The 12,046-nt window shown below is 40.6% G+C and carries 13 protein-coding genes; all 13 read right to left on the bottom strand.

Translation table 11 applies throughout. The features are described 5' to 3' along the window. Positions 1-338: 338 nt before the first annotated feature. The 13 genes from IJI01_RS07810 to IJI01_RS07750 all read right to left on the bottom strand — a co-directional run bounded on the left by IJI01_RS07810 (position 339) and on the right by IJI01_RS07750 (position 12,035). On the bottom strand, positions 339-1,472 hold the full coding sequence (locus IJI01_RS07810; RefSeq protein ID WP_292188302.1) for a hypothetical protein: 1,134 nt from the start codon (positions 1,470-1,472) through the stop codon (positions 339-341). A 208-nt stretch (positions 1,473-1,680) separates the two neighbouring features. Further along, positions 1,681-2,319 carry a hypothetical protein gene (locus tag IJI01_RS07805; protein WP_292188299.1) on the bottom strand — a complete coding sequence of 213 codons (639 nt, stop codon included), beginning with the start codon at positions 2,317-2,319 and terminating at the stop codon, positions 1,681-1,683. A gap of 140 nt (positions 2,320-2,459) precedes the next feature. Continuing rightward, entirely contained in the window at positions 2,460-4,217 is a 1,758-nt protein-coding gene (locus IJI01_RS07800) for a flavocytochrome c (protein WP_292188296.1), read from the bottom strand. 102 nt (positions 4,218-4,319) lie between these two features. Then, positions 4,320-4,616, bottom strand: coding sequence for a Nif11-like leader peptide family natural product precursor (locus tag IJI01_RS07795; protein WP_292188294.1), 297 nt, complete (start codon positions 4,614-4,616; stop codon positions 4,320-4,322). A gap of 42 nt (positions 4,617-4,658) precedes the next feature. Beyond that, complete coding sequence (locus IJI01_RS07790) at positions 4,659-5,099, bottom strand: C-GCAxxG-C-C family protein (RefSeq protein WP_292188291.1); 441 nt, start codon at positions 5,097-5,099, stop codon at positions 4,659-4,661. Between the two features lie 66 nt (positions 5,100-5,165). Then, positions 5,166-6,098 (bottom strand): M14 family metallopeptidase, encoded by a 933-nt coding sequence (locus tag IJI01_RS07785; protein ID WP_292188289.1) that lies wholly within the window; start codon positions 6,096-6,098, stop codon positions 5,166-5,168. Next, complete coding sequence (locus IJI01_RS07780; protein ID WP_292188287.1) at positions 6,095-7,072, bottom strand: M14 family metallopeptidase; 978 nt, start codon at positions 7,070-7,072, stop codon at positions 6,095-6,097. The genes IJI01_RS07785 and IJI01_RS07780 overlap by 4 nt, the downstream gene beginning before the upstream one ends. After that, positions 7,065-7,859 carry a transglutaminase-like domain-containing protein gene (locus IJI01_RS07775; protein ID WP_292188285.1) on the bottom strand — a complete coding sequence of 265 codons (795 nt, stop codon included), beginning with the start codon at positions 7,857-7,859 and terminating at the stop codon, positions 7,065-7,067. The genes IJI01_RS07780 and IJI01_RS07775 overlap by 8 nt, the downstream gene beginning before the upstream one ends. Beyond that, a complete protein-coding gene (locus tag IJI01_RS07770; protein WP_292188284.1) occupies positions 7,856-8,530 on the bottom strand; it encodes an alpha-E domain-containing protein in 675 nt (224 codons plus the stop codon). The genes IJI01_RS07775 and IJI01_RS07770 overlap by 4 nt, the downstream gene beginning before the upstream one ends. Next, positions 8,512-9,870, bottom strand: coding sequence for a circularly permuted type 2 ATP-grasp protein (locus IJI01_RS07765; protein ID WP_330623101.1), 1,359 nt, complete (start codon positions 9,868-9,870; stop codon positions 8,512-8,514). The genes IJI01_RS07770 and IJI01_RS07765 overlap by 19 nt, the downstream gene beginning before the upstream one ends. Continuing rightward, positions 9,867-10,427, bottom strand: coding sequence for an FUSC family protein (locus tag IJI01_RS07760; RefSeq protein ID WP_292188283.1), 561 nt, complete (start codon positions 10,425-10,427; stop codon positions 9,867-9,869). Before IJI01_RS07760 ends, IJI01_RS07765 begins: the two co-directional genes overlap by 4 nt. A gap of 250 nt (positions 10,428-10,677) precedes the next feature. Continuing rightward, entirely contained in the window at positions 10,678-11,487 is an 810-nt protein-coding gene (locus tag IJI01_RS07755) for a putative ABC transporter permease (protein WP_292188281.1), read from the bottom strand. A gap of 98 nt (positions 11,488-11,585) precedes the next feature. Beyond that, on the bottom strand, positions 11,586-12,035 hold the full coding sequence (locus tag IJI01_RS07750) for a chemotaxis protein CheW (RefSeq protein WP_292188280.1): 450 nt from the start codon (positions 12,033-12,035) through the stop codon (positions 11,586-11,588). Positions 12,036-12,046 lie beyond the last annotated feature (11 nt).

Below are 12,046 nucleotides of genomic sequence, written 5' to 3'. Positions count from 1 at the left end.
CAAGCTTGGCTTTTTGTTCTGTCCGTTATTTACTAATCTTTGTTCTGAATAATTCTCTTGGAATTTTTCAGGGTTGCATTACTGTTTATTTGTCAAGGTTCTGTGTCGCTGCCCTCACAAGCAGCTTGTGTAGATTATCATAGTGCAATAGGAGTGTCAACACCCTTTTTTTAAAAAATTTTGCAATTTGCGATAAAGCAAAGCACGCTCCATCGGAATGTCGATAAAGCGTGCTTCAAAAATCCCATGAATACTGGGTTCTATTCAAATATAAAATCCAAGAAAAATTTTTAAAAATTTTTTTAATCAGGGTATATTTGTGATTTAAATCATTAATTTCACCATAGGTTTCGTTCTTTTTTAGCATCAATCTGGCAGTTAGATAAGCAGTAGGTATGTATGTTAAACGCTTTAGTTATCAGCTCATCTCTGAGTTCAAAGGCATCTCCACCATAATATACGCGCTTGTCATTTTTGAGGTAAAAAGCATCATAGCGACGTTTTTCCTCATCATATTCTGGTGAATCAGGATCCACAAAATCATAGGAAAAATGATATTCTGCTCCGTCCACACCTCTCACTGTATAGTCCTCAGCTGTACCAGTTACGGAAATTCCTTCTCTCTGCAACAAATAGTATAGATTTCCTATAGGGATACCTATGCAGTCATGAGCTACAAGATCAGGAATAACCTCTTTTTCCGCATTTTTCAGATCATCCTCGCTGCCACTTCTCAATATGATTATTCTTCCTGTTTGTGATTCATTAAATACATATGCTTTATCTTCATCTGTCATAACAGACATGATTTCTGGAAATTGATATTTATATCCAAACTGGAAATATTTATTCTTAGTCCGCTCGTACACCTTATCCTCTGTGATATCCGTGTTATCGTACCTTGTGCAATAGTCTGCCCCATCCATTCGAGCTTCTGTATAGGTACCTTTATATCTTTTAACAGGGGTTCCACTATAAGTAGCATCTATCCAAAGAGTGTAATTGGGAAAAAGTTCATTCAAGGCGTTGGTATACGTAGCAACTTCATCGCATTTTTTCCTTAAATCCTCCAAATCTGTATATTCGAATTCCAGGCAGCATTCATCGTAAGTATGCTCACACTGAGGAATAACAGTAATATCTTCATAGGCAGGCAGCGTATCAGCATATTTTTCAAGCAATTTAGCCAAATAATTGTTTTCAAGCCTATTCACAGGAGTTTCCATTCCCCACGATTCCACGTCCATAACATTGAAAACCACGTTATTATGGGCATCATAAACCGTCCAAACAAGATCAGAATAATCCCCGCTTTTGGTGACCCCATAGTTCTCTGATACCAGGAAATTACTTAATCCAAGAGTTCTCTTGACGTATTCTTCAATTCCCTCTCTGTCATATCTTTTAACGCATCCTGTACATAAAAAGCACACCAGAGTCATTAATAAAGCTATCTGCACACTTTTTTTCATTACCCCAACCCTCTCAAATCATCATAAAATCTACATAAGTATACTGTTTACAGTAAAATAGCACCACCTATTTATTGCTACGTTGTTTACTTCTATCTAATATACAAATAACCATCACAAATTGTGTCATACAACATAAAAAGAGTCATCTAGCGGATTTACGCCAAATGACTCTTTGAATATACTCATATAGTTTAGTAGCTATTTATCAGCCTACATATGGCTCATTGTCTGCAGTGTACATCTGCTCTGCAATGGCCTGGATGTCAAATCCATCGAGGTCAGCATCTGATACTGTAAGAGCATATGCAATGCCTATTTCAACGTCGTACCAAGTGATCAGATCAATATATTCTGTGTCAGTAATAGCACGATAGGACTGACCAGCCATGTGTCCTTCGCCCCAATTAGCAAGTGTACAGTCCTCTGGGCCCACAGTCCAATCTACATAAAGACCTGTAATATCTGCATCTTCTGCAGCGCCCTGCTGTGCTCTTGCAGTAAACTCTCTTCCATCAAGTTTGAAATCAAGCTGAACTAAAGGTCCGAGAAATTCATCAGGATTACCGAGGTTTTCGCACTTCCTCCAAACAACGTCTGTTGCTCCTTCTGGAGCCTTGAACAATCTGGTGCAGCTATTAACTGCTTCTTCCTCAGTGATTTCTACCCAAGGATTTGCGATCTGTACAGCTTCCTCCTCTGCTTTAGAAGTTTCAGCCACAGCCTCTGCTACTACCTCTTCTGTCTGGCTGGCAGTTTCAGAAGCCTCCTGAGCGCTTCCGCATCCAACAAGAGCTCCTGCCACCATTGTTAAAGCAACAATAAAAACAGATAGTCTTCTTCTCATTTTTTCCTCCTCGTAATAAACTACCTTCTTAATGGTACTCCATTTATGTACCAGAAATAATTAAAAAACTATAAAACCGCAAAAAAGCGGCCTACAACCTATGAAGAGATTGTAAACCGCCTTGTATATTACCTTTATAATTACTTAGATGCGTTCTCTCCAGCTATTCTGCCGAATACAACGATATCTGCTACAGCATTTCCACCAAGTCTGTTTGCACCATGTATTCCACCTGTAACCTCACCTGCTGCATACAGTCCAGGAATAGGATTTCCTGATGTATCGATTACCTGCGCCTCAGAGTTAATCTTGACACCACCCATACAGTGATGGATTCCAGGGCCTACATTAACTGCATAATATGGACCAGATGAGAGGTCTGTTAATGGTGTTCCGATATCTCTAGAGAAATCTGCATCAGTTCCGGAAGCTACATAAGATGACCAGGTCTCAACCGTCTGTAAAAGAGCTGTTGTGGCATTTGCATCGAATTCCATGGCCTTAGCCAGGTCTTCTAATGTATCGCCCTTAACAAGATATCCGCTCTTATCAAGCTTCTTGATTACTGCTGATCCCTCGTACATCTCCTGGTTGGCAATGAGCCATACATTTCCGCCGGTCTGTGCTACTTCAGCGGCTGAAACAGCATCTCTTGTACCAGTTTCATTAGTAAAACGTACACCTTCTCTATTAACGAGAATAGCACCATCACCTCTAAGAGCCTCACCAACAAGTGCTCCATCCGTAGGGATAACTGTAGGATGAAGCTGAATCTGCTCCAAGTCTACAAAATCTGCTCCAACTTCTCCGAGAAAATCAATGGCATCGCCACTGGCTGTAGCTACGTTAGTTGAAATGTAACCTGCAAGATCAGGTCGAAGCTCTACGATTCTATCCATATTGCCACCAAAGCCTCCGGTAGCAACTATAACAGCATTCGCATGAACAGTGATGTTTTCTCCATACTCACCAACTCCGGATACGCCTGCTGCTTTGCCATCTTCCATTATGATCTTATTAATGGTAGCGCCTGTTATTATTTCTACGCCCAGTTCATCAAGCCTTACCCCCAATGCAGATACCAGATAGTTACCTACTGATGTAACATTACCTTCTGCATCTGTAGGACGGTGGGTTCTCTTTGCACTAAGACCTCCCATAGTTCCAAGAGGACCAGAAAGAGGTGCATTTTCTTTATCCAGCCAATCTATGGCATCAGAAGTATTCTCAGCAAGTGTTCTTACGAGCTCAGGATCGTTTATCTCTTTTCCACTCTTCATAGTATCTTCTATAAAGAGTTCGACTGAATCTTCGATGCCCTGTTCAGCTTCGTAATGAGTTTCTGCTGCGTTCATTCCTGAACTTGCTCTACTTGTATTACCGCCAAGAATATCACTTTTTTCAAGAAGGATAACCTTCTTACCATTCTCAGCAACGGTAATTGCAGCTGTCATTCCAGCGCCGCCACCACCTACAACTACTACATCTGCTGTAGACTCGTAATCTTCAGTAGCAACATTACTCTTATGGCTGCCATCTGCGACAATTCCAGCTTCTCCAAGAGCAGCTTCTACAGCAGCAAGGAATCCCTTAGAACTGTAGGTTGCACCGGAAATAGCATCAATATTCGTATTTTGTGTTTTGAGGATTTTGGTTCGAAGCGCTCTGATGGCGCTGACACCTATGGATGGAGTTTCTCCATCAGTCTGGAATGTAATATCTGTGATAGTGTCCCCTTCAACAAAGACCGATACTTTGATATCGCCGGCAAAACCTGCGGCTACTCCATCATACTGGTGGCCTTCGCGTTCTACCACATAGGTACTACCCCAGATACAGAACAGAACTAATGCCACACATGCAATGCAGGAGCAAATTTTCTTTGTAAGATTATTCATGTATCTTTTCCTTTCTACATACATAAATTTACAAACGAAAATACATCTACATATTAACTATAATACATATCGGCATTTATTTAAAGATAATAAAACTATTGATTACAAGTCTTTTAATCCCTCTAATCTCATCATAAAGATAGAATATTCATCATTCTGAAAATCAAGATCCGGAGAATTCTCACCGCCACCGTTGGTACTGCGCTTGATCTCCGCATAGAATTCTTCTCCTTGATTGACCATGTCCATTACAGACATTGGAAATCCATTATCACTAGCAATAGAACAAAACTCCGCAAGCTGATTGTCGGAATTTCTCGTGTTAAGGAGCTTATCTCTGAGCACATGGTCTTTGGCTGCCTTTTCTAATAAACCATCAAGTTTTTCATTCATTCCCATACAACTGTACTCCTTCTATATATAATGATATAACGTCTAATCTTACTCAGATGCCACTGGATTTTCTGCTATATACTGCTCCAGTATTTCTGCCGCATCTCCGATAATCTCAGCGCAGGGGCGCTTTTTATAATATTCGCTTGTCCTTGCTTCCGGAGTTGGCGCGTCATGGCGAACTCTAAGTCCCAACATTTCACGGCATACTATCGTGCCATGCTTTTCCTCGAATCTGCGTGCCAATTCCTGAATTCTTGCATAATGATCTGCTTTTATCTGGCCTGTTTCAGGTCCATCATAGCCATATAAAAGACCTGCTATCATGAACATTCCACTCACTGAGCCGCATACTTCACGAAGTCTGCCCATTCCGCCGCCAAATGAAGATGCCAGCATAGATATCTGCTTCTCATCAACTGGCAGCATATCTGCAAATGCCAGTACTATGGACTGGGAACAGTTATATCCTTTCATGAAATTTGCCATTGCCATTTCTCTACGCGTCATTGATTTGTACCTGTTTCTATATATATTTGTTTCTTTTACTATATCTTACCATCGCCCAGGTATCAATTTAAATAACGCTGTATTCTTATATGCAATCGGGCTGTCATATTCAAATGCGACGATTGCATCTTGTGAAGCCTTGACCGTCTGTAATATCTCAGAGGTGTAGGGATCGGTAATATATGCAAGAACCTGCCCCTTCATTACGTTGTCTCCAACTTTTACCAGAGACTCTAGGAACCCTGCTTCATTGGCTCTTATGCTCAGAAACTTCTCACTCTCTACCACTCTGGATTTATATCCGGCAAATCCGTGATACTCTACGATCTTTTCCTTGGACAAAAAAGAAAGAACTGCATTTACACCTTGTTTGGCACTGATCTTATCTATCTTTTCTGTGCTAGATGTGTAAATTGAAAAAGCATCCGTCTCCCAAATCTGCCAGTTGTAGTTCAAAGTAGCCGTATCAAAAGGCCTTGGCTTATGAAGTACTACAAAAGGAAGTCCAAATTGTCTGGCCAGTTCCACATTTTCATTGCCTGTTTTCATCATTCTGACCTGAGGAACAAAGTAGCCTGGCATATAAAAGGAAGCAAACTGAATTCCGTACTTATAATCTTTTATATTTTCAAATATTCCAGCTGCAATTCTCTGAGTAGTCTCACCCAGATCATATCCGGGAAACATTCTATTAATATCGGTATTATCTATACTCCAGAAACGTTTCTTGATATTTACGGAATAGGGATTTCCGCAGGGAATGACCATTATCGAATGACCCTTGACAAGTTGCCCGTTAGCCTCGATCTTTTTAAGCTCTGATATCAAAAGACTGCAGACATAAATCTGCTGATATTCATTTCCACGTAAACTTCCGAGAATACAGACTGACTTTTCACCTTCTCCGAATTTGTATCCCTTTACCCTGAAATCGTCTCTATATAATCCTTTGAACGAATATATCACTTCTTCTGTCATGTAAGGTTCTCCATAAATACTTTTTCCCTGAGGATTCTGCCCATAAGAGAGCCATCTTCTACAACAGGATATTCCCTGACTGTAAAGATCATCCCATCTTCTGGAGCTTTTATTTCTGCCATAACCTCTCCGCTAAGGGGATTGATGATCTTTCCTACGATTTCATCGCATTTCACTTTGCTGCCATGGTGCTTTTCTTTTATATATATTCCAGAGCATGGGGCATTCAGATAGCACACGTCCTCTCCCTCTGCATCATAGGCTACTATAGGCTTTCTGACTGTAGGCGCTTCACCTGTCCAAATTCCCAGTTCCTTCATTAATGAGAAAAGACCATCTGTCAACTGCTCACCGTACTCCTTGGTGATTCTCATTCCCACGCCCATTTCAACAACAAGCGTGTTAGTCTCTCTGCTATTTAAGGCATAAGCAAGGGTAGATTCCAGTACAGTGCTGGCTCCGTGAACCCATATAAGATCCATGTTGGCATGCAGGGCTATAGGTACAAGAGTATCTGCGTTAAGCTCATTTATCCTGATCTGAGGGATTTCGGTTAAAAAAATATTGCTGGCATGAATATCTATAACAAGATCCGCTCCCAGCAATTCATCCACTATCCTTGAAGCCATGTACTCATTCATGTCTCCATCCATGTTTCCAGGGAAAATTCTGTTCATATCAAGGTCAAAGGCTGGTATTCCTCTGGTGATAGAATCAATACCAAAGGGATTCATGGCAGGATAAATGTCTACAATTCCTGATAAACACTGAGCTTTTTCTCTGATCCTTCTGGCCAACTCAAAACACACATATTGGCCTTCAAGCTCATCCCCGTGAATTCCAGTGACAATGCAGATTCTCTTTTGCCCACTGCCATCAGAACTCTTTAATCTATGCTTTCTTATTACATATTCTTCGTCTACAGGAAGTGGTATACGCACCACATCCTCAACAGACTCAATCAACTCACTCATCCAAAACCTCTTCTACAATCACGCTTATTTCCTGTGTCTGCGTCACATTACCGGTAAAAATCCCCTGATTCACAAGGCAATCAGCTGAATCTCTTCCGTTGGAAATCTTGATGTAATCATCATCCACAAGCCTCTTGTTGGTTGGATCATAGCCAATCCATTTTTCTTCATCCCATACTTCAACCCAGGCGTGGGAACTGCCTTCTCCCATCATCATTCCAGCTACGTATCTGCAGGGGATTGTTTCCATTCTGCACAGCGACAGCATTATGTGAGCGTAGTCCTGGCATACCCCCTGCCCTCCTGATAGTGCCTGCTCTGCAGTAGTTTCCATACACGTATAGCCCTGGCCATATTGAAAAGAACTATATAGTTCCTCCATTATGCGCAGGGCCTTTTCTCTGGTACTCTTTAATTCAGATAACTGCAGACCGGAATAAAAATAACGAATGTTATCGCCAGGTCTTGTTATAGGTGTGTGATATCTGTACATACCGACTTTATGCAGTTCCTGAGATTTCTCACTATCAGCCAGTCCTGTTGTGGCAATCCCAGTCACATCAAAACCAAAGCTGTTGTGATATTCATTTGTGTATCCAAAGAGTGTTATGTTGCCGTATGAATCTGTGTTTTCACTTATTATATGATCTGGGTATACAGATACAGACAGCTCTTTTATCTGCTGCATATCTGTATCATGCGGAATACATTTTAGCGAGAAGCGGTGATTATTAACTGCTCCGCTAAAAGACAGCTTCATGTGATACCCAAATTTGAGTTTTTTCACAAATTATCACCTACCAATTTCTCTACAGATTCGATAAGGGTCTCATAAGGTACCTCATCCAGCTGTACAAGATAATTTACATGGGCCAGTGTCTTGTGGCTGTATCTCATTGTGCTCTTATCTATTCTGTTAGTAAGCCTTCTGGCTTCTCTTCTGATCCGCTCTGGTGGCTCCTTGAGACGGGCATACAGATCGATTCTCTCAACCAGCTTGCCTACTTTTATCATGTTTCTTATCTGAGATTCATCAATGTCATCGTCTGCCATTCCCCAGAAAGCTGCCAGATTATCTGTAACCTTCTGTAGGCCTATAAGGGGCGCTCTTGAAATCGCTGCCTGATTCATGGCATATATTGCAAGCTGTATGTATGAAAGCGTGTCACTACCTATTTCTTCCCTCAAAACTATCGCATTATCATAAGCTCTCATGAGATTGGAAAAAATAGAGTTCTCATCCTCCAGGGAAAAACAGTATCTTCTACTGAAATCCTCCCTTGATTTGTACACATTAGGAATGTCCTGACTCTTACAAAACTCAGAATATTCCATTTCATCCACGTCTATCATAGAGTCGAATCTCGTCTCAAAGATCTTGATCGTTGAATAAACGCGTTCTGTATATCTTCCTAGCCAATATAATCTGTCGGTGTTTTCTACTGAGATAATACCCATGTGTCTTTGAAACCTCCTCCCTGTGAAGAATTAACTATGAATGAATCCGGATTTCTGGAAAATCTGGTCAGGCCACTCTTCCACACCATTGGCTCATCTGCCATGAGGACAAATGCTCTAAGGTCTGCTTTTCTTGGAAGGAGCTGTCCCTTTTCCATAATGTCTATATCCAGGAAATCAATTACCTCCTGAGCTATGAATCTTCTTGGCTCATTACGCAGCATTTCCTTGAAGTTTTTCTTTTCCTCAGAAGTCATCTTATTTCCAAAGACAACGCCATATCCTCCTGCTTCTGCCACGTCTTTTAACACAAGCTTGTCAAAATTCTCCATGACATACTTCATATCTTCTTCGTAATATGGCAGATAAGTAGGTGCATTGCTCAGGATTGGCTCTTCTCCCAGATAATAGCTGATCATCTTAGGAACAAAGTAGTAAATTCCCTTATCATCTGCTACTCCGTTACCTGGAGCATTTATCAGTGCTACATTTCCTTTTCTGTAGATGTCAAAAATGTGAGGAATTCCAATAACAGACTCTTTATTGAAATTCATTGGATCAAGATATTCATCGGAAATTCGCCTGTATACGGCGCCTACCTTTTCTTTTCGTCCCGAATAATCGATGAAATACAGATGATCATTTTCTACTATCAGCTCATTTCCTGAAACCAGGTGCGCTCCCGTTTTCTCTGCAAGATAGGAGTGCTCGAAATATGCTGCATTATATCTTCCAGGCGTGAGAATTACTGTGTGACCACCAACATTGACGTGATCCATGGTACGCCTCAGTAAAGACGCATAATTTCTGTTATCTTCTATATGTTTGCCTGTAAAAAGATCTGGCGAACTCCTTCTAGATATCTGCCTGGCAATCATCGGATAAGATGCCCCTGAAGGAATTCTGAGATTATCCTCCAGGATGTACCACTCTCCATTTTTGCCCTGTACAAGATCGATTCCGGATATATGGGAATATATATCTTTTGGCGGCTTTATTCCTTCGCACTGAGACAGATAGCCACTTCCAGCATAGATAAATTCCTCTGGAACAACCCCATCTTTTACAATCTTCTTATCCCCATATATGTCTTTGATAAAAAGATTCAACGCCATAACCCTCTGTTTCAGGCCCTTTTCAAGATAGCTGAACTCTTTACCATCAATTACTCTCGGAATCATATCAAAAGGAAAGAGCTGTTCCTTAAATTCATTGTTCTTATAAATTCCAAATTTTACGCCGTACCTGGCCAGTAACTCATTGACATCCCCAGCACCAGCATACAGCTCCATATCCTCAACCCGCTCTTTTTTACTGAAAATATCCGTATAGGTTGTCATGCTTTTGTTCTCCTTCCCTTCTGTTCCCCTAATAAAATACTAGATCCATTATCCTGATTATCAGACCGCATATCGCTATAAATAAGATCCGCGTTTAGCACAAGCCCCACAAATATGCCAATGAGCGTATCAAGCGATCTGTTAAGTACAAATAAATATGGATTTTCATCCATAAGATGATTGACGACGATACTGAGGAACACAACACAGGAAAAATACGATGCCTTTTTCTGATCGATCACTACAGTAGAATAGATAAGCGGTATAAGCGTTACGGATATGATCGCGTAATGCAGATAGCTGTCTCCTATAATAAGAAGATGTAATTTGACGAGAATATAGATAAGTCCAAAAACTGCACCAATAAAAGTGCCTACAGTGCGCTGCAGAGCGTTCCCTACAGTATTGCTGGTGTGGTTCTGTATACACCACAACACCGCCAGCGCCGAATAGAACGGTGTTCCCTGCTTACCTCTAAGAAAATAGATTGTAAAGCAGATCAGCACTCCCAGTGCTGATTTGATTATCCTCATTCCTATCCGTGGAAAATGTATCATACCTTTCTTATCGCCTTCCCCAGATGCAAAAATGGCGCTTCGGAAAAAACCGAAACGCCATTGTCCCCATGCACCCTTTATATGAAAAAAATGAAAAAAGAAAAGGCGCTCTGAAACACTGAGTGAATCAAAACGCCTTTGTTTGTATACAAGTATACGGACGTGTTATAAATCTGACAATTGTCATTTTTTCACAAATATTATTACACAAAACGCTGAAACTATCATTATTATTGCTAAACTATAGCCCTTATTTCCTCTTACCCAGCTCTCTTACGCGCTCGCGAAGCTCATTAGTAAGGTGTACCTGCTTGGGGAACTCAACCTTCGGAGTATACTTCTTTATTCCAAGAAGAATTCTCTTCTGGTTAAAAGAGAGTCTCTCAGCATATTCGCTTACCAGCTGATCATACTTAAGCTCTGCCATTTCTCTTTCAACCATGATCTTCTGCTCAATCTTCTTAGGTGCATCCACAACCTTCTCATATCGAGCCTGAGCTTTGATATTAAAGTCTTCATGCATCTTCTCAACATCTTTAAGAAGAGCAGAAAGACTGGCCTCTGTCAGAGCGAAATCCGCGCCAAATATCATAGCAAATGTTATTGCAAGAATCTCATAAACAATCATAGGTACTGCTGAATGCATTCCCTCGATAAAAGGAATCAGATATTTAACTATCAAAACGCCAGCAGCTCCAAAAGCGATACTAACTGGAACGCAGATTCTGCCATTGATGTTAAGTGGCACATTACTGTAGTCCCACCATCTAGCATGGAATCTCTTTTCCAAAACCCATGATGTACCGTATTCAGCAATAGCGCTTCCGATATAACAAATAATGAATATTCCCCAAACAGGGAAATCTGGTGATGATAAGAAGTCAAACATACTGAAAAGAGCTGATGTAGCTACAACACAGCTTCCATATATGGGACATACAGGGCCAAAAAGAAATCCTCTGTCCGCCCACTTTTTCTCTTTTGCCGAACAATATATTGATTCCCAAACCCAGCCTAGAAAACTATATAAAATAAACTCAACAAAATACTGTGCGATCATAACAGCCTCCTAATCTCATATAGATAGCATACAACATACTTACTTATGATGCACTAAAAAAGCCAGCAATTTCTTACGAAACTACTGGCTTTCAAGCTTTATGCTAATAACTCAAGATTGAAAACTGAGATAAGATCCTCGTCCTTTTTGCCAACACCACTGATAAGTGAGTTGCCACCCTTAAGGAAAGGTGATGGATCCATAATCTCTTCGTCTGGTATTGCTACAACTTCCTTAACCTCATCAACAATAAGTCCAACCTGCTTATTGTCCTCAATCTCTGTAATGATGATTCTTGAAGCATGTGTAAAAACATCATCCTCAAGGCTCATCTTACGACGAAGACTGATTACAGGAATTATCTCACCTCTAAGATTGATGATTCCTCTAAAATGCTTGGGTGCTCTTGGAACATTTGTTATCTGAGGCATTTCGATTATGGAACTTACTGAAGATATATCAATTCCATAATTCTCTTTGCTTACATTAAATACAACGTACTTCTTTTCGTCTTTTAACTCTTCTCTATAGATTGCTAATTCTTCCATTTCTGACCTCC

The organism is Butyrivibrio sp. (assembly GCF_017433805.1).
Lineage (GTDB): Bacteria > Bacillota > Clostridia > Lachnospirales > Lachnospiraceae > Butyrivibrio.
This window is presented reverse-complemented; position numbering and strand designations above follow the sequence as displayed.

Bases quoted from the DNA above. Each gene is read 5' to 3' on its own strand.
- IJI01_RS07810 (WP_292188302.1), bottom strand. From the start codon at position 1,472: ATGAAAAAAAGTGTGCAGATAGCTTTATTAATGACTCTGGTGTGCTTT.
- IJI01_RS07795 (WP_292188294.1), bottom strand. From the start codon at position 4,616: ATGGGAATGAATGAAAAACTTGATGGTTTATTAGAAAAGGCAGCCAAA.
- IJI01_RS07790 (WP_292188291.1), bottom strand. From the start codon at position 5,099: ATGGCAAATTTCATGAAAGGATATAACTGTTCCCAGTCCATAGTACTG.
- IJI01_RS07760 (WP_292188283.1), bottom strand. From the start codon at position 10,427: ATGATACATTTTCCACGGATAGGAATGAGGATAATCAAATCAGCACTG.
- IJI01_RS07765 (WP_330623101.1), bottom strand. From the start codon at position 9,870: ATGACAACCTATACGGATATTTTCAGTAAAAAAGAGCGGGTTGAGGAT.
- IJI01_RS07780 (WP_292188287.1), bottom strand. From the start codon at position 7,072: ATGAGTGAGTTGATTGAGTCTGTTGAGGATGTGGTGCGTATACCACTT.
- IJI01_RS07755 (WP_292188281.1), bottom strand. From the start codon at position 11,487: ATGATCGCACAGTATTTTGTTGAGTTTATTTTATATAGTTTTCTAGGC.
- IJI01_RS07800 (WP_292188296.1), bottom strand. From the start codon at position 4,217: ATGAATAATCTTACAAAGAAAATTTGCTCCTGCATTGCATGTGTGGCA.
- IJI01_RS07750 (WP_292188280.1), bottom strand. From the start codon at position 12,035: ATGGAAGAATTAGCAATCTATAGAGAAGAGTTAAAAGACGAAAAGAAG.
- IJI01_RS07785 (WP_292188289.1), bottom strand. From the start codon at position 6,098: ATGACAGAAGAAGTGATATATTCGTTCAAAGGATTATATAGAGACGAT.
- IJI01_RS07770 (WP_292188284.1), bottom strand. From the start codon at position 8,530: ATGGGTATTATCTCAGTAGAAAACACCGACAGATTATATTGGCTAGGA.
- IJI01_RS07805 (WP_292188299.1), bottom strand. From the start codon at position 2,319: ATGAGAAGAAGACTATCTGTTTTTATTGTTGCTTTAACAATGGTGGCA.